Origin of the sequence: Nostoc sp. (genome assembly GCF_036917975.1) — a bacterium.
Lineage (GTDB): Bacteria > Cyanobacteriota > Cyanobacteriia > Cyanobacteriales > Nostocaceae > Nostoc.
The window spans coordinates 24,416-38,662 of record NZ_JBALEJ010000021.1; the positions used below are offsets into that span (position 1 = coordinate 24,416).

Annotated in this window: 18 protein-coding genes; 15 read left to right on the top strand and 3 right to left on the bottom strand. The window is 42.0% G+C overall.

Going from position 1 to position 14,247, the window contains the following annotated elements; translation table 11 throughout:
• Positions 1 to 35: 35 nt before the first annotated feature.
• On the bottom strand, positions 36 to 734 hold the full coding sequence (locus tag V7K76_RS06845) for a DUF305 domain-containing protein (RefSeq protein WP_334776724.1): 699 nt from the start codon (positions 732 to 734) through the stop codon (positions 36 to 38).
• Positions 735 to 808: 74 nt separating this feature from the next.
• On the bottom strand, positions 809 to 1,003 hold the full coding sequence (locus V7K76_RS06850) for a hypothetical protein (protein ID WP_334776722.1): 195 nt from the start codon (positions 1,001 to 1,003) through the stop codon (positions 809 to 811).
• A gap of 261 nt (positions 1,004 to 1,264) precedes the next feature.
• On the opposite strand from V7K76_RS06850, the gene V7K76_RS06855 reads away from it, so the two are divergent.
• The 6 genes from V7K76_RS06855 (at position 1,265) to V7K76_RS06880 (ending at position 5,041) form a co-directional block, all read left to right on the top strand.
• Positions 1,265 to 1,849, top strand: coding sequence for a Uma2 family endonuclease (locus tag V7K76_RS06855; RefSeq protein WP_334776720.1), 585 nt, complete (start codon positions 1,265 to 1,267; stop codon positions 1,847 to 1,849).
• A 6-nt stretch (positions 1,850 to 1,855) separates the two neighbouring features.
• Positions 1,856 to 2,059: a type II toxin-antitoxin system HicB family antitoxin gene (locus V7K76_RS06860; protein WP_334776719.1), complete on the top strand. Its 204-nt coding sequence runs from the start codon at positions 1,856 to 1,858 to the stop codon at positions 2,057 to 2,059.
• Between the two features lie 69 nt (positions 2,060 to 2,128).
• Entirely contained in the window at positions 2,129 to 2,350 is a 222-nt protein-coding gene (locus V7K76_RS06865; protein WP_334776718.1) for a type II toxin-antitoxin system HicA family toxin, read from the top strand.
• A 288-nt stretch (positions 2,351 to 2,638) separates the two neighbouring features.
• On the top strand, positions 2,639 to 3,613 hold the full coding sequence (locus V7K76_RS06870; RefSeq protein WP_334776729.1) for a cysteine synthase A: 975 nt from the start codon (positions 2,639 to 2,641) through the stop codon (positions 3,611 to 3,613).
• Between the two features lie 87 nt (positions 3,614 to 3,700).
• Complete coding sequence (locus tag V7K76_RS06875) at positions 3,701 to 4,036, top strand: (2Fe-2S) ferredoxin domain-containing protein (protein WP_334776717.1); 336 nt, start codon at positions 3,701 to 3,703, stop codon at positions 4,034 to 4,036.
• 42 nt (positions 4,037 to 4,078) lie between these two features.
• Complete coding sequence (locus V7K76_RS06880; RefSeq protein WP_334776715.1) at positions 4,079 to 5,041, top strand: DUF5331 domain-containing protein; 963 nt, start codon at positions 4,079 to 4,081, stop codon at positions 5,039 to 5,041.
• A 101-nt stretch (positions 5,042 to 5,142) separates the two neighbouring features.
• On the opposite strand, the gene ygfZ is transcribed toward V7K76_RS06880, so the two are convergent.
• Positions 5,143 to 6,138, bottom strand: a complete 996-nt coding sequence (ygfZ, locus tag V7K76_RS06885; RefSeq protein ID WP_334776713.1) for a CAF17-like 4Fe-4S cluster assembly/insertion protein YgfZ — start codon at positions 6,136 to 6,138, stop codon at positions 5,143 to 5,145.
• 281 nt (positions 6,139 to 6,419) lie between these two features.
• On the opposite strand from ygfZ, the gene V7K76_RS06890 reads away from it, so the two are divergent.
• From V7K76_RS06890 to V7K76_RS06925, 9 genes are all read left to right on the top strand, one after another.
• Positions 6,420 to 6,560 (top strand): hypothetical protein, encoded by a 141-nt coding sequence (locus tag V7K76_RS06890; RefSeq protein WP_334709200.1) that lies wholly within the window; start codon positions 6,420 to 6,422, stop codon positions 6,558 to 6,560.
• Between the two features lie 32 nt (positions 6,561 to 6,592).
• Positions 6,593 to 6,721 (top strand): strawberry notch C-terminal domain-containing protein, encoded by a 129-nt coding sequence (locus V7K76_RS34565; protein WP_334776711.1) that lies wholly within the window; start codon positions 6,593 to 6,595, stop codon positions 6,719 to 6,721.
• Positions 6,722 to 6,965: 244 nt separating this feature from the next.
• Complete coding sequence (cas10, locus tag V7K76_RS06895) at positions 6,966 to 9,302, top strand: type III-B CRISPR-associated protein Cas10/Cmr2 (RefSeq protein ID WP_334776710.1); 2,337 nt, start codon at positions 6,966 to 6,968, stop codon at positions 9,300 to 9,302.
• A complete protein-coding gene (locus tag V7K76_RS06900; protein WP_334776709.1) occupies positions 9,299 to 10,057 on the top strand; it encodes an RAMP superfamily CRISPR-associated protein in 759 nt (252 codons plus the stop codon). Before cas10 ends, V7K76_RS06900 begins: the two co-directional genes overlap by 4 nt.
• Positions 10,054 to 11,358, top strand: coding sequence for a type III-D CRISPR-associated RAMP protein Csx10 (csx10, locus tag V7K76_RS06905; RefSeq protein WP_334776707.1), 1,305 nt, complete (start codon positions 10,054 to 10,056; stop codon positions 11,356 to 11,358). Before V7K76_RS06900 ends, csx10 begins: the two co-directional genes overlap by 4 nt.
• Positions 11,355 to 11,807 carry a hypothetical protein gene (locus tag V7K76_RS06910; protein WP_334776706.1) on the top strand — a complete coding sequence of 151 codons (453 nt, stop codon included), beginning with the start codon at positions 11,355 to 11,357 and terminating at the stop codon, positions 11,805 to 11,807. The genes csx10 and V7K76_RS06910 overlap by 4 nt, the downstream gene beginning before the upstream one ends.
• A gap of 48 nt (positions 11,808 to 11,855) precedes the next feature.
• Positions 11,856 to 12,776, top strand: a complete 921-nt coding sequence (gene csx7, locus V7K76_RS06915) for a type III CRISPR-associated RAMP protein Csx7 (RefSeq protein WP_334776705.1) — start codon at positions 11,856 to 11,858, stop codon at positions 12,774 to 12,776.
• Positions 12,769 to 13,773: an RAMP superfamily CRISPR-associated protein gene (locus V7K76_RS06920; protein WP_334776704.1), complete on the top strand. Its 1,005-nt coding sequence runs from the start codon at positions 12,769 to 12,771 to the stop codon at positions 13,771 to 13,773. Before csx7 ends, V7K76_RS06920 begins: the two co-directional genes overlap by 8 nt.
• Positions 13,761 to 14,168: a hypothetical protein gene (locus V7K76_RS06925; protein WP_334776702.1), complete on the top strand. Its 408-nt coding sequence runs from the start codon at positions 13,761 to 13,763 to the stop codon at positions 14,166 to 14,168. Before V7K76_RS06920 ends, V7K76_RS06925 begins: the two co-directional genes overlap by 13 nt.
• The last annotated feature ends 79 nt before the right edge of the window (positions 14,169 to 14,247 follow it).

Here is a 14,247-nt window from a genome sequence, read left to right on the forward strand (position 1 = left end):
CCTGAAATAACCAAACACCTATCCCGAATTACGAATTACTTGTTGTACCAAGTTTTCCGCCACTGTCGCATTTCTTTAATTTCTATATCTTGGGCTTTGATAATTTCTTGGGCTAATTTCTTGATTTCAGGGCGCTTAGACTTACCCAAGGCATCTTGCCCCATTGTTACAGCCCCTTGGTGGTGAGGAATCATCGCATTGATAAAGCGCAAATCAAACTCAGCATCAGCCGCACCTAAGTTTTGACTCATCATCATGGCTTTCATTTGATCAGATGACATTTCCATCGTATGCCCCATTTGGCTGTTGTAAGCCATTGGTTTATGTCCCGCCTTGGGATACCAAGCTTGTCGCCACTGCTTCATCTGAGTGATTTCTTGGTTTTGCGATTTGATGATATTGTCTGCTAATTTTTTGATTTCAGGACGTTTTGATTTCACCTGTGCAACATTCGCCATTTCCACAGCCCCTTGATGGTGCGGTATCATCGCGTCGATAAATCGTAAATCAAAATTAGCATCGGCTGGGCCTAAATCCATTCCCATACTGTGATTCATCATGCTACCACCGTGGTTCATCATCTGCTTGTCATTAGCATTGGTGGTGTTTGCTTCTGGCGCTTGGCTTTGGTTCTGGGAAGCAGTACTAGTACAACCTGTGATTAACCCACTAGCTGAGGCGATCGCACTAAAGGTTAATGCCAAAAAGCCATTTCTCAAAGATAGCAGTTGCATAAATCTCACTGAACAGTTTCCTAATTCTATTCTTAGCTTGACAGCCAGAAATGAGAAATGAAATTAGGATGAATCTAAAGATCCCCGACTTCTTTGAGATGCTTCACAGTTTGATGAAAAGCTGCATCGGTAGTATGGAGGTTAGTTTCCATTTCTCGGAGTCGCAATTCAACTTCTCGTTCTCGTAGTAAACGTTCCCGGTGTTCAAGTTCTTTTTTCAGATGTCGTCGGTGTCCACCCCATCTAAGACAATGAAAAGATGTCAGCATTCACTCGTTAGTAATCCAGTATACTAACTTACATTAATATTCAATAAACTCAGTAAAATTACTATTTTAATTTTCATAGCTTGCTAAACTGAAACTGGAAGTCAGCTAGCATAAAAGACACTCGCTTTCTATAAACTTGTAGCAAAAACGACTATTGTCGCCATTGTTTTTGAATCTCAGCAGCTATTTAGTTAGTGACTTGCGTCAGAATTAAGAAATAAAAGCCAGTCGGGTAGACAGCAAAACCTAGAGGAAATCACCATGTTTTCATCCCCTTTAGTTGTGCAAATTCCTCCCTCAATGCAAATGACAGACGAGCAGTTTTTTGACTTTTGCCAAGTTAATCGCGACTTACGCATTGAGCGGAACCAATTTGGAGAAATATCAATTATGGCCTCCACTGGTTCAGAAACAGGTAATCGTAACTTCAACTTAGCTGGTCAGTTGTATGTTTGGACAGAAAAAGACGGGACAGGTATTTGTTTTGACTCCAGCACAGGATTTAAGCTATCAACGGGTGCGGAGCGTTCTCCAGACGCTTGCTGGATTAAACTGGAACGGTGGAATGCTCTCTCACCAGAACAACAGCAAAGGTTTGCCCCCATTTGTTCAGATTTTGTAGTTGAACTGCGATCGCCTTCTGATAACCTCAAACCCTTGAAGGAGAAAATGGAGGAATATATGAAAGAGCCAGGAGTGCAGCTAGGCTTGTTAATTGACCGCAAGCATCGCCGAGTCTATATTTATCGTCCTGGTTTGCCAGAAGAATGTTTGGAAAATCCTGCAACTGTTAGCGGTGAATCGGTATTACCTGGGTTTGTTTTGAATATGAGTAAAGTGTGGTGACAGCAAATGAAATGGCGTGTAATTCTTGAACCAGATTTAGAAACAGGAGACTGGGCTGTTTGGTGCCCAGAGTTACCAGGTTGTGTCTCAGCAGGAGAAACAGAGCAAGAAGCCTTAGAAAATATTCGTGAAGCGATCGCACTTTATCTTGAGCCTGATGCAATTGACTTAGTACCTGGTGCGTTTACACGCGAGGTTACTGTGGGATGAGCCGCACCCGACGGATGCTGATGCAATTGACTTAGCACCTGGTGCGTTTACACGCGAGGTTACTGTGGGATGAGCCGCACCCGACGGATGAATGCTGATGAAGTTGAGAGGATTTTACAACGTTACGGGTTTGAGCTAGTCTCTCAAAAAGGTAGTCATCGCAAATGGCGAAATATTGAACGACAGCTTCAGGTAATTGTGCCATATCACAAAAGTCGTGATTTACCTATAGGAACACTACGCAACATCATGATGGGAGGAGACATTCCAGAGTTTGAATGGAAAGTTTAAATTTCAAATGACAAGCAGCGATCGCTTGCGCTGGTAAACTACTCTCCTCACCAAGGTAGTTCTAAATTTGTCTTTTTTTAAGCATTATTAACCGAGTACCGTGGGTTTAAATCCCCCGGTTCAATAACCGGCAAGTTTTGGGTCGGGGTCTAAATCCCCGTCACAAAACTTAATTACGAATTACGAATTACGAATTACGAATTATTTAAGCATTATTATGATTTCAGGCAAATCATGCAACCGCTATCAGCCAAAATTTTTATAGATACTCACACAGGTACAGTCAAAATGGATATTAAAAATGGCTTCGTCGGCACTGTTGGCAACACACCTCTGATTCGCTTAAACAGCTTCAGCGAAGAAACAGGGTGTGAAATCCTTGCTAAAGCAGAATTTCTCAATCCTGGCGGTTCCGTCAAAGACCGCGCCGCACTTTACATTATTGAAGACGCAGAAGAGAAAGGTCTACTCAAACCTGGTGGCACCGTTGTCGAAGGAACTGCTGGTAATACTGGCATTGGACTAGCCCATATTTGTAACGCCAAAGGCTACAAATGTCTAATTATCATTCCCGATACCCAGTCACAAGAAAAAATCGACGCACTGACAGCACTAGGGGCAGAAGTTCGTCCCGTCCCTGCTGTACCCTACAAAGACCCGAACAACTACGTCAAACTATCTGGCAGAGTCGCTGCGGAGTTAGAAAATGCCATTTGGGCAAATCAGTTTGATAATTTAGCTAACCGCCGCGCCCACTACGAAACCACAGGCCCAGAAATTTGGGCGCAAACAGATGGTAAAATAGATGGATGGACAGCTGCAACTGGTACTGGTGGTACTTTTGCTGGTGTGTCGTTGTACTTGAAAGAACAAAATCCGGCGGTTAAATGCGTTGTGGCCGATCCTCTGGGTAGTGGACTTTATAGCTATGTCAAAACTGGCGAAATCAAGATAGAAGGGAATTCCATCACCGAAGGTATAGGTAACAGTCGTATCACAGCTAATATGGAAGGCGCACCTGCTGACGATGCCATTCAAATAGATGACAAAGAAGCTTTGCGGGTAGTTTACCAACTGTTGAGGAAAGATGGGCTGTTAATGGGCGGTTCAACAGGTATTAATGTTGGGGCAGCTGTTGCCTTAGCGAAGCAGTTAGGCCCAGGACATACCATTGTCACCATCTTATGTGATAGTGGTTCTCGGTATCAGTCGCGGATATTTAACCCGGAATGGCTAGCCTCAAAAGGACTTTCAATAGATTAGTCATTGGTCATTGGTCATTGGTCATTGGTCATTGGTCATTAGCTTCCGACTTTTGACAAATGACAAAGGACAAAGGACAAAAAACAAATGAATATAACTCAATCATCAAATTTCTCCACAATAGACCAACCATCTCCTCCTAGATGTGTGCGGGTTTGTCAAAATCGCACCTGCAAAAAGCAAGGTGCAGCCAAGGTATTAGCCGCTTTTGCAGCTTTGCCAATCCCTGATGTAACGGTAATAGCTAGCAGCTGTTTGGGACAATGTGGCAATGGGCCGATGGTGCTAGTATTACCCGATATGATCTGGTATAGCAGCGTTCAACCAGATGAAGTATCTCTACTGGTAGAACATCATTTGCTAGGTGGTCAAATAGTCAAACAGATGCTCTATTATCGGTTTCATCCCCCAGAATCAAACTAAATATCAATGTCTGCAATCTTGTTGACTGAAGAGAGGCATCTAATGAATATCCAACAGCTGCGTCAATCCTTAAAACAAAACTGGCTGAGTTACTACGAGCAAAATATTCCCTGGTTGGTCAAAATGCGAATTTGGGGCACTTACGATGGTCTGCGCCGTCCTTTGTCCGGTTTTATTTTGGCAACACTGTCTGTTTTGGAACCCCAGTTTGATGAAATACTTTCTTTTATGATGGATCTGAATAACGATCCAGATAAAATAGTCACCGCTTTAGGTCTTAACTTTAATCCTGATGAAGAGTTACGTTTAATAAAATCAGAACATTCTATGGCTACAAGCCAAGCTGAAAACGAGTCGCCAGATGAGAAGTATTCTGAGGATAAACATCTGTCATCGGTTGTAACTGCTACCAAGATTGCACCTGATTCTTCTGCTAAGACTCTAGACTCCAAGTCGCCACGCACCGATCAACTTGTGCCATCAGTTACAGCTACAACGGAGGTAGTTCGTACGCGCAAACCTGAGCTGGTAGTTACAGTTGCTACTAAAATTATTCCAGATACTCCGGTAAAAACGCCGTCCTCCAGTTTTCTAAGCGAATATCAACCACTACGTAGCAGCTTTGCAGATTATCGTCAGACATCGCCCCTTGAACGCCTCCCTTCAGGAACCTCACTGACAATGACTGCTGAGGTTAACAGCAAAGCTAAAACTATGCCATCTGTGGCATTAGCTACAGAGGCCAAAAGCAACGCGGCATCTGTCCGAATCCCTGTAGGTGCATTACTGGCAATTGCTACTGAGATTAACAGTAATGGTAAACCAGTGCGATCGCTAGCAATTACTACTGAGCTTAAAAGCAACGGTAAACACCAGAATATTCCACTACAAAACTTGAAAAGCAAAGTGAATTTACCAACCACTAATGCCCGTAATCTAGCTTCTTGGGTAGATGAATTTTGTCAAGGTACTAAATGGGATGGGAAAGAGGATATTTTGATGTGAAATGGGGATTGGGGATTGGGAACTGGGGACTGGGGACTGGGGACTGGGGACTGGGGATTGGGGACTGGGGACTGGGGACTTAGACCTCAAGCAATTAGGAATTATGGATACTCGTGAGAGACAAACGGGATTTCTACTATTTCACCCTCAGTTTCTCCTACTTGGACTTTTAAGCCTACGCCACCAGCTTTGGTGCGAATGTAACCTAGTCCAAAGTAACCATCAGCCGTTTCTGTGTAACTGGTAAGTTTGCCGACCTTTTCATCTCCAATTGCGATCGCACTTCCCACTTCCGCAGGGGCACTGAGATGTATCCCAAAAAGGTGTTGTTTTACACCTTTATATGTATTTAACCGAGCAATGGTTTCTTGCCCAATATAACAACCTTTATTAAAAGAAATTGTTTGCCACAAACCAACTTCCAGGGGATTGTAATCATCTGTGAGTTCCGAATCTGGGGCTGGGCGACCTTGTAAGATTCGCAAAGTATCCCAGGCGCGATCGCTCATCTCGACTGCCCCAGCTTCTAACAATTTGTTCCACACCGAAGATTTATCAGTATAGGGGAAAGTTAATGTGTATCCGGGAGCAGCTAACCCGCTACCCACAGCAATCCGCACTCCCTCGGCAGGAGCAATTGTATATACTTTGTGACTACCATAAGGTTGGCCAATGAGTTCGCCAATACCCAGCTTTTCTAAAACAGCGTCGCTTCCTGGACCAATGAGGCTGAAAGTGTTGGTGTATTGTGTGATATCAGATAATTCCACCTTGTCGGCAAAGAAAATATATTTATCTAGCCATTCCATGAGAAACTGGCGGCGGTTAGGCGAAACCAGCAAGATTACTGCGTCTTCTCTCACGTAGGCGGTTGCTAAATCAATTGTTCTGGCTGTGGAAGTGACGAAAACTGTATCACAACCTTGTCCTGGCTTGAGTATTTGGAAATTGTTAGTACTTTGGTTGTGTAAGAAATTGAGGCGATCGTCGCCAGACACTTTGATGCGTCCCCAGGCGGTGCGATCGCATATTGCAACCCCAACTCTGGCGGCTTCGATAGCTGCTGCATCTTGATCGTCGATTGTAGATATTGGCATGGTGATGAGAAGTTGCCCTGTTTCAATGTTGTCGCACTGAAAATCTTAGCAAATAAGCGTTTGCAGCTTCAATCATATACGGGGTTACTTAAAGGAATGTGCTTGAGGCAGGCACATACTATAGTTTTTCGGAGTGGGAGCAAAATTTCACACAGGATTACGGAATTGAGATTACATTGTTTGGAGTCATAATTATTAGAAGAACTTCTTGCTTGATCCACTTTCAGGAAGAAATCTTGAAAACAGCCAAATGATGAAACCTATAAAGGAGATAAATTAACATGAGCGACAATAATAACTCACAACCCACAGAAGATAAACCACAACCTCCGAAGACAATAGGAAAACCAATTAAGACCGAATTCATTAGCCCACGACAACAACCAACAGCAGAGAAACCATCAGATACTAATACTAATTGAGAATAATGAGTCTGGTGAGCAAAAGTTAACAGATGCGATCGCACTATTTCCTAGAAGCTGGTTGGAGGGCTGACAACGCAATTCAGGGACTTGGGCGGAGTCACCGGACGAACCAAGCATCTGCACCAATATTTCGACCTGTGATTAAAATTCTTGGATAAAACTTTGAGCCACTCTTGGAGGGTGGCTTATTTTTTCAAATACTGTTCTGGAGTACAAGTAGAGGGGATGTTAGTTGCCCCCAGAGAAAAAATTTTTGTATTTTTTCATTAGTGACTGGAAACGGAGTATGAAATAGTGTAGATATTTAAAAGATAAAAAAGTTACTGTTTATCAGACCCTCTCTGCGGAAAATCAGACTACTGACAGGTTGATGCTCATCACTCATTGCTTTGATTTAAGCCTATGACAAAAGATTCCCGCACGCGTACAATTACTGCACTAGCCTGGTGTCTTGCTTGGGGCGAAAAGCACAATCTCAATCAGGATGAACTCAGTGCGTTGCATCAAATGCGACAAGCATTGCCAAAAGAGCAGGTTGTACCAAAAAGTACGGAATCTGTTGTTCAACAAGCACAACGACTCTACGATATTCCTAAAGACTATGTCCCTAAAACACTCAATGAGTTAAAGGAAAAAGAGGATTACTTAAAACTTTGGGAAGATAAAACGCGTATTGGCTTGGTTTATGGTGGTGCGACAAAGATTAAACAATATGTTTTTGAAGCGGCGAAACTGAACGATATTCGTGGTGCCTCGGCTTTACTTGACCGTATTAACCTTGATGATATTCCCGGTTTTTTTGGGGAAGGCAAGCGATCGCAGCAAATGAGAAAGTGGCTGAATAATAACCAATTCGCCGAATTAAGACAAGCTTTAATTCCCGAACTGATTATCTACTCCACAGGTGGCAGCATTCTTGCTTTCTGCCCTGCGGCATTTGTTCATCAACTCGCCAATGCAATTGAAAAACGCTACACTCACGAAACTCTGACTGCCAACTCCTGCGCTGTTAGTGACACTTTCCGCCTTTTAGAATTCCGCTTTGGGTTGTTGCAAAACCCAATTGAAAATACGCTGTGGATTGAGGAATACAAGCAAAAACAAAGCAATCCCATCATTGAAGCTTATTTTGACCAATCAAGTGAATCTGACCTAGAAGAGAAATTTTGGCAACGCAAGAATTTTAATGAACTTGTGGGAAAACTTGCCAACCAATTTACCCACCGTCGCAACGGGAATGTATCACCAAACGCAGAACGTCAGAGTCGTTCCTACCCACCGATGTTTGAAACTCATCCCTACTTACAACGGGATGAAACTGACAATCGATCTGCTGTGGCAGAAACGGATTTACCGGGAACGCCTAGTTTTTCTGATGCTTTAGCACGAAAAGTAATCGTCGGGCAGCGCAGCAAACGCGATAAACTGCGACAGGGATGGTATAACGAAAACTTTGGATTTCGCCGACTGTCGCAAGACTATGAACTATGGAAACCTGATAATGTCCGTAGTTGGGTAAGTAAGTTTAAGTTATTTCTGAAAAAGTCAGATAGCAAAAAAGAATATTATCAAGCATTAAATCAAACACTAAAACCTTATAAAGTTACAGAAGCCCTATCATTACGAGAAATAGGTAACGTTAGCACGCCTCGCGGCTTTGTCGGTTATATTTACGCCGACGGCAACAATATGGGTGGCTATCTGCGTCAGCACATCCGTACACCAGAAAAATACCGCGAGTTTAGTAAACAAGTTTTAGATGCAACGCAGAATTCTGTTTACATTGCCCTGAAAAAACATCTTCAACCCCGCCAACTCAATCATCTCAATGACCCAGATAACGCTTACCGTAATGGTCAGTGGATTTATCCCTTTGAAATTATTACTATTGGTGGCGATGATGTGTTATTAATCGTACCTGCGGATAAAGCCTTAGATATTGCCAAAACCATTGGTGAAGAATTTGAACGAGAAATACTAAAATTACCAGAATCATCAGAATCACCAGGATTTAGGTTGAACACACCCTACGACCCTGAAAAAGTCCACCGTTACCAAGGCGAAAAACCATCTGAGTATACATCGCAATGTGAATTAAGTATGTCCGCAGGTGTCCTAATCACTGCTGAAAATACACCCATTTATTACGCAGAAGAACTTACCAACCAACTACTTAAATCATCGAAGAAGCTTGCGAAAGAACTCAAACGCGACTACAAATATTACGGTGGAACGGTTGACTTTTTAGCATTAAAAGCCGTAACCATGATTGCGTCAAATATCAAAGATTTCCGCGAGGAAGGATTAACAAAAGGTAATCTCAAATTCTACGCTTCACCTTATACCCTTCATGAACTAGGAGGGTTATTGCAGACTGTGGAAGTCCTAAAAAATGCTAAATTTCCCAAATCGCAACTATATCAAATTCGCAGTTTGTTAGAGCGAGGCAAACATACTGCTATCCTCAACTATCGCTACTTCCGGGTACGACTGCAACAAGGACAAGCTGAACTAGAAACTAACTTTGAGAACGCATGGTGTCAACCAAAAGATGAAAATAATCACGGTAATCTTGCCCCTTGGATGTCCATAAAGCCAAAAGAATCTGATGCAGAAGCAGAAAAAACTATCTATGAAACTATTTGGCGCGACTTGGTAGATTTATACCCGTTTCTAGTGGAAGATGACCAAACATCGGCTAACCAAGGAGAACAGCAACAACAAGGAGTAAAGCAATGATTGACCTGAATACACTTCCCCAAAGAGTATCTGAACACTGGAGAGTGAGTGCAATTATTGATACTGCCTTGTGCGTTGGTGCAGGTGGCTCATCTGGCTCACTTGCAGATAAACCCATTGTCCGCAACGCCCAAGGACAACTGCTGATTCCTGGTTCTCAAATTAAAGGTAGGCTACGCCACGAATGCGAAAAACTCGCACGGGCGTTAGGCTGGCAAGTTTTTTATGCACCAATAGCAACAGAACTTTGCCCAAATGTAGGACAAGTGGAGAGTCAATTTCAAGAAATATATCAAGTTAGTGGCTACAAAGGCTACCACTGCGTTGTATCCCAAATCTTTGGCGACCCAATTTTACCATCCCGCATCATTGTGGATGATTTTATCTGTGCAACACCAGCCAATGAACTACCAGAAGTTTTTCGTCCTGGTGTCACGATCAACCGTCGTCGCCGCACTGCTGAAGAAAACAAACTCTATTTATTAGAAACATCCCCTGCAAATGCCCAGTTAGAATTTAAGGGTGATATTTACCTACAGCGTCACTTTGAGTCTGACAGTCCTGACTTAGCAAAACCCTTAATTTTTGCTGCCTTACGCCACATCAATGCTTTGGGAGGTAGTAAATCAACAGGCTTGGGATGGTTGCATTGGGAGAATTTACCGACATTATCCTCTGATGACACAATATGGTCTAGTTTGGATGCCAAGCAGTATCTAGCAAATCATCAAGTTTCAGTCGGTGGTGCAGCATGAAGCGAATTGAACTGACCATCACAGCATTATCACCCTTGGCAATTGGTAAACAAAAACCGGGCGGTTCTATCAACGAGGTGGAAAAATACATTCCAGGTTCTGTGCTGCGTGGTGCGATCGCTAAACATATCCTACACCGTGCTGGTATGGAACTCGAAAATCTTGCAGCTAATGGCGGTGACTTTACACACTTATTTTTAGAAGATGATCCAGCCATCTTTCAAAATGCCTACCCCGCAGTGGGTAAAGTGGGCAATAAGCATCAAATAGTAAATAACACCATCAAAGTTTTACCTGCAACGGCTGTTAGTTCCAAAGCCAATTCAGGGTTTTTACCCAAGGGGCATGGGGTATTTGATACATTAATTGACTCTTTTTGCGCCGAACAATTCAACCATCCCTATGACCCCAGCAGCTTGAAAGCATTAGAAGACGGGGTAGACCCGCGAGTTGAAGCCTTTAATTCCTTGTATAGCATACATGACGAGCAGTACTGCACCCATGCTGCTACAAGTCGTTTGTTAACGCGGGTGGGTATCAACCGCTATCGCGCTACATCTAGTGATGATATTTTATACAGCATTGAAGTTCTCAACGAAGCATTTATCGCTGCAAATGAGAGCAAGAATATTACATGGGATAACTACGTCTATCGCGGTTATATTAACATTCCGAATGACTCGTTAGCCAAAAAAATCACTGCTTTTATCAACGCTAATTCTGAAGTTTTTCGGCTTGGTGGTTCGATATCACGGGGGTTAGGTAGAGTCAAAATTACCGCCAAAGAAATTCTCATTCCTGATGATATTTCTAGTCGCATTGATAAATTTAATCAAGCATTGGATAAACGCTGGCAAAACTGGTCTGAGGCATTTGGCGATGGGCTACGCCCCGATGGAAGCGATCGCACAACCAACCCAATTGTTAATCGCACTTTCTTTACACTCAACTTGCACTCCGAGGCAATTTTGACTGATAATTGGCAGCATACCACAGTAATTTCACCAGAAATGCTCAAGGAGTTTGCAGTTGTGGAAGACCCTAGCTTACAACTCCACACTGCTTACAGTAGTTACAGTTACCGTTCAGGTTGGAATAGCGCTTGGGGTTTGATGAAAGATGTTGAACTTGTAACTAATAAAGGTTCGGTTTATTTATTTAGCACTCAAAATCGGCAAATATGGGAGAATGCACTCTCAACTTTAGAATTGCGGGGTGTAGGCGATCGCACGAGTGAGGGGTTTGGCCAAGTGGAAATTTGCAACGAGTTTCATCAAATATTTCGTGAGGATGCAGTATGACAAATTTGACTGAACAGCAACAAAAATTTGAGAAGCAAAGAGAAATACAACATAAAGAACTCAAAATTCAAAAAGAAATTCGTCAAATAGAAGATGATTTAGTTATAGCTATTGAGGAAATTTTAAAGGACAAAGATTCATGTAATAACTTAGAAGAATCACAATATCGAAATTTAATGCACGTTGCTGATACAACTGATAGCACAGAAGTTATTAAGAATTTTTTACGATACCAATTAGGACGAGATAAAAAGTGGGGGCAGGGAGAAAACTCACTGGCTCAAAAAATCATTAATGATATTGATAATTTTCTATCACAAAAAGCTGGTGAAATAGTTAAGAAAGTGGAGTATACCGAAAAATTAAAATATGTAAAATTGGAGTTAACTCGGCGTTATCTCGGTTATGGTTCACGTCGTCTTAAATATCTTAAGAATGAAAATAAGTGATAAAGAAAAATAGTGTAGATATTTCACAAAATACAAATATTCTGAATTATGTTTGAAATCTTCAAAAATCGTCTAGAAATTATTGGTATTCTCGAAACTGTTACAGCTTTAAGAATCAGTGCGGGACGTTCATCTGAACCAATTGGTTCGGATTTACCAGTTATCAAAGATGCTTTAGGTAGACCTCTAATACCAGGTTCGAGTTTCAAAGGTGCGTTACGTTCACGTCTGGAAAGTTTTTTGCGCGGAATTCATCTTGATTTTGCTGCTAACCCAGCCCAAGAAACAGATTGGTCGATTCCTCCAGATAGAATGTCTAAATTTAAAGAGGATAATAAAAATTTATTACCACAAGCAAAAGAACAAGAATTACACCAATTTATTATCAACAACACTGATTTAGTTTCTTCGCTATTTGGTTCGCCCTGGCTGGCCAGCAAATTCCAAATTCGTGATTTAACAGTCAGTGAACCGGAAGAAAACTGGTTTGGGCAATATCAAGAACGTGATGGCGTTGCCATTGATAGAGATACTGAAACTGCTAGTGATGGTAAACTTTATGACTTTCAAGTTGTACCAGCCGGAACTTCATTTATATTTCAAGCAGTTATTGAAAATGCTGAAGAATGGGAATTAGGTATGTTGATGATTGGCTTGCACCAGTTTCAAACTGAACAAATTCCCCTTGGTGGCGGACGTTCTCGTGGATTAGGAGTTGTCAAGCTCATAATTGAGAAGATGAACTGGGTCGATGTCCGAGATGAAAATGACAAGAAGCAAACAGACCCAGAGAAGGTAAAAAATTACCTCAAAAATTTGATTGATAGTAACTCCAATCCAGCTTCTTTTTATATTGATGCCCAACCTTTAAAAAAAGCTTGGGCGGACACTTTTATTAATCACCTTTCTAGCGAACTGCATAAACGCACCAATACCACAGCAACTTCTTCCCATCAAAATCATGCATAAGCGATTTGTTAACCACTGCACACTTGACCTGACAATTGTTCCAGATGGCCCTATTTTGATTAAATCTGGTCGGGAAGGTGCAGATCCCACTAAACCCCAGATGGAATTTGTCGAAACTTACCATGCTGGCGGACGCACAATTTATCTTCCTGGGAGTTCGCTTAAAGGTGCAATTCGCGCCCATGCTGAACGCATTGTGCGTACTGTTGGCGACGATAAAAAACCTTCTGAGTCTGACTCCCAACTAATTTGGGCAAGTAATCCATTGGATGAAAAAACTATTAAAGCTCAAGAAGAATTCAAAAAGAAATTACCTGCTGATGAAGTTTACAAAATTTACAAAGAATCATCATTTACTGACCAGATATTTGGCAATATTGCGATCGCCAGCCGTCTCCGTATTGAAGATGCCTATCCTGATACTTCAGTACCAGTCAAAATTGAAGAACGTAATGGTGTCGCCATTGATAGGGTATTTGGTTCAGTAGCACACGGGCCTTTTGACTATCAAGTTTGCACCAATGGCGCATTTCAGACCAAAATCCACCTAAAAAACTTTTCGCTAGCACAGTTAGGATTAATTGCATTGGTGTTGCGTGACTTGGATGCAGGCTGGTTTGGCATTGGGTTTGCTAAATCACGGGGCTTAGGTATAGTCCGCCTAGAGTACAACAGCGCTGTTGTGCAGTACCCTGGTTGCATATTGCGCGACAAGCAAATTTACCCATTTGGCAGTTCAACACCGTGGGATAAGATTTATCTTTTAGGGGCTGGTGAGTTTTTACGAGGTGATAACGCCAATCCTTATAATTTCCCAACTAACGACCAAGAAAAACAAGAAGTAAAAGATATTTTGCTAACAGCAATGGATTTTAACTTTGGCGTACAGCTGCGTTGGGAAGGTGATGATAAAAATGGTGTCCCAGATTTATTTACCAAAGCTGTTGCTGCTTGGACTAAGTTGCTGCAAGCAGGAGGTGCGGTATGTGCTTCGTAGGGGTAAATCAGCAACCGCTATCTGCACAAGAATTAATTAAACTACTTGAAAGACTCTCAACTCCACCTAGTTATTACTTTTTACGCTGGGCGCATCGGGTGGGAGGGTTTTGGCTACTAGGTTCGGAAGATTCTGAATATTCTAGCTTGGAAGCTGATATACGCGATCGCCTACAACAAAATCCCATCAATCTGCAACCCAATCCTGTCAAAAATTCTACCCCCAAACAACCTGATGAAACTTTCCCCAGCCCACAAGGACAGTTATTTAACTCAATATTAGAAGTACGTTGGCAGCAAAAGCAAGGAAAATATCAAGTGTTACTTCTCAGTTCCCAAGATGAAGCACCCATTTTTAAGCCTCAAAATAAGGAAGATAATTGGCTCTTCCGGTAGTTTTATGGTGATTATTAAAATTCACCAAATTTTAATAACTATAATTTAGTGATGTCAATGACTACAATATAGATTCTAT

Coding starts and splice junctions, on each gene's coding strand:
- V7K76_RS06865 (WP_334776718.1), top strand. CDS start 2,129: ATGAGCCGCACCCGACGGATGAATGCTGATGAAGTTGAGAGGATTTTA.
- V7K76_RS06850 (WP_334776722.1), bottom strand. CDS start 1,003: ATGCTGACATCTTTTCATTGTCTTAGATGGGGTGGACACCGACGACAT.
- V7K76_RS34565 (WP_334776711.1), top strand. CDS start 6,593: ATGCGATCGCACTATTTCCTAGAAGCTGGTTGGAGGGCTGACAACGCA.
- csx7 (WP_334776705.1), top strand. CDS start 11,856: ATGTTTGAAATCTTCAAAAATCGTCTAGAAATTATTGGTATTCTCGAA.
- V7K76_RS06870 (WP_334776729.1), top strand. CDS start 2,639: ATGGATATTAAAAATGGCTTCGTCGGCACTGTTGGCAACACACCTCTG.
- ygfZ (WP_334776713.1), bottom strand. CDS start 6,138: ATGCCAATATCTACAATCGACGATCAAGATGCAGCAGCTATCGAAGCC.
- V7K76_RS06920 (WP_334776704.1), top strand. CDS start 12,769: ATGCATAAGCGATTTGTTAACCACTGCACACTTGACCTGACAATTGTT.
- V7K76_RS06890 (WP_334709200.1), top strand. CDS start 6,420: ATGAGCGACAATAATAACTCACAACCCACAGAAGATAAACCACAACCT.
- V7K76_RS06845 (WP_334776724.1), bottom strand. CDS start 734: ATGCAACTGCTATCTTTGAGAAATGGCTTTTTGGCATTAACCTTTAGT.
- V7K76_RS06910 (WP_334776706.1), top strand. CDS start 11,355: ATGACAAATTTGACTGAACAGCAACAAAAATTTGAGAAGCAAAGAGAA.
- csx10 (WP_334776707.1), top strand. CDS start 10,054: ATGAAGCGAATTGAACTGACCATCACAGCATTATCACCCTTGGCAATT.
- V7K76_RS06855 (WP_334776720.1), top strand. CDS start 1,265: ATGTTTTCATCCCCTTTAGTTGTGCAAATTCCTCCCTCAATGCAAATG.
- V7K76_RS06900 (WP_334776709.1), top strand. CDS start 9,299: ATGATTGACCTGAATACACTTCCCCAAAGAGTATCTGAACACTGGAGA.
- V7K76_RS06925 (WP_334776702.1), top strand. CDS start 13,761: ATGTGCTTCGTAGGGGTAAATCAGCAACCGCTATCTGCACAAGAATTA.
- V7K76_RS06880 (WP_334776715.1), top strand. CDS start 4,079: ATGAATATCCAACAGCTGCGTCAATCCTTAAAACAAAACTGGCTGAGT.
- cas10 (WP_334776710.1), top strand. CDS start 6,966: ATGACAAAAGATTCCCGCACGCGTACAATTACTGCACTAGCCTGGTGT.
- V7K76_RS06860 (WP_334776719.1), top strand. CDS start 1,856: ATGAAATGGCGTGTAATTCTTGAACCAGATTTAGAAACAGGAGACTGG.
- V7K76_RS06875 (WP_334776717.1), top strand. CDS start 3,701: ATGAATATAACTCAATCATCAAATTTCTCCACAATAGACCAACCATCT.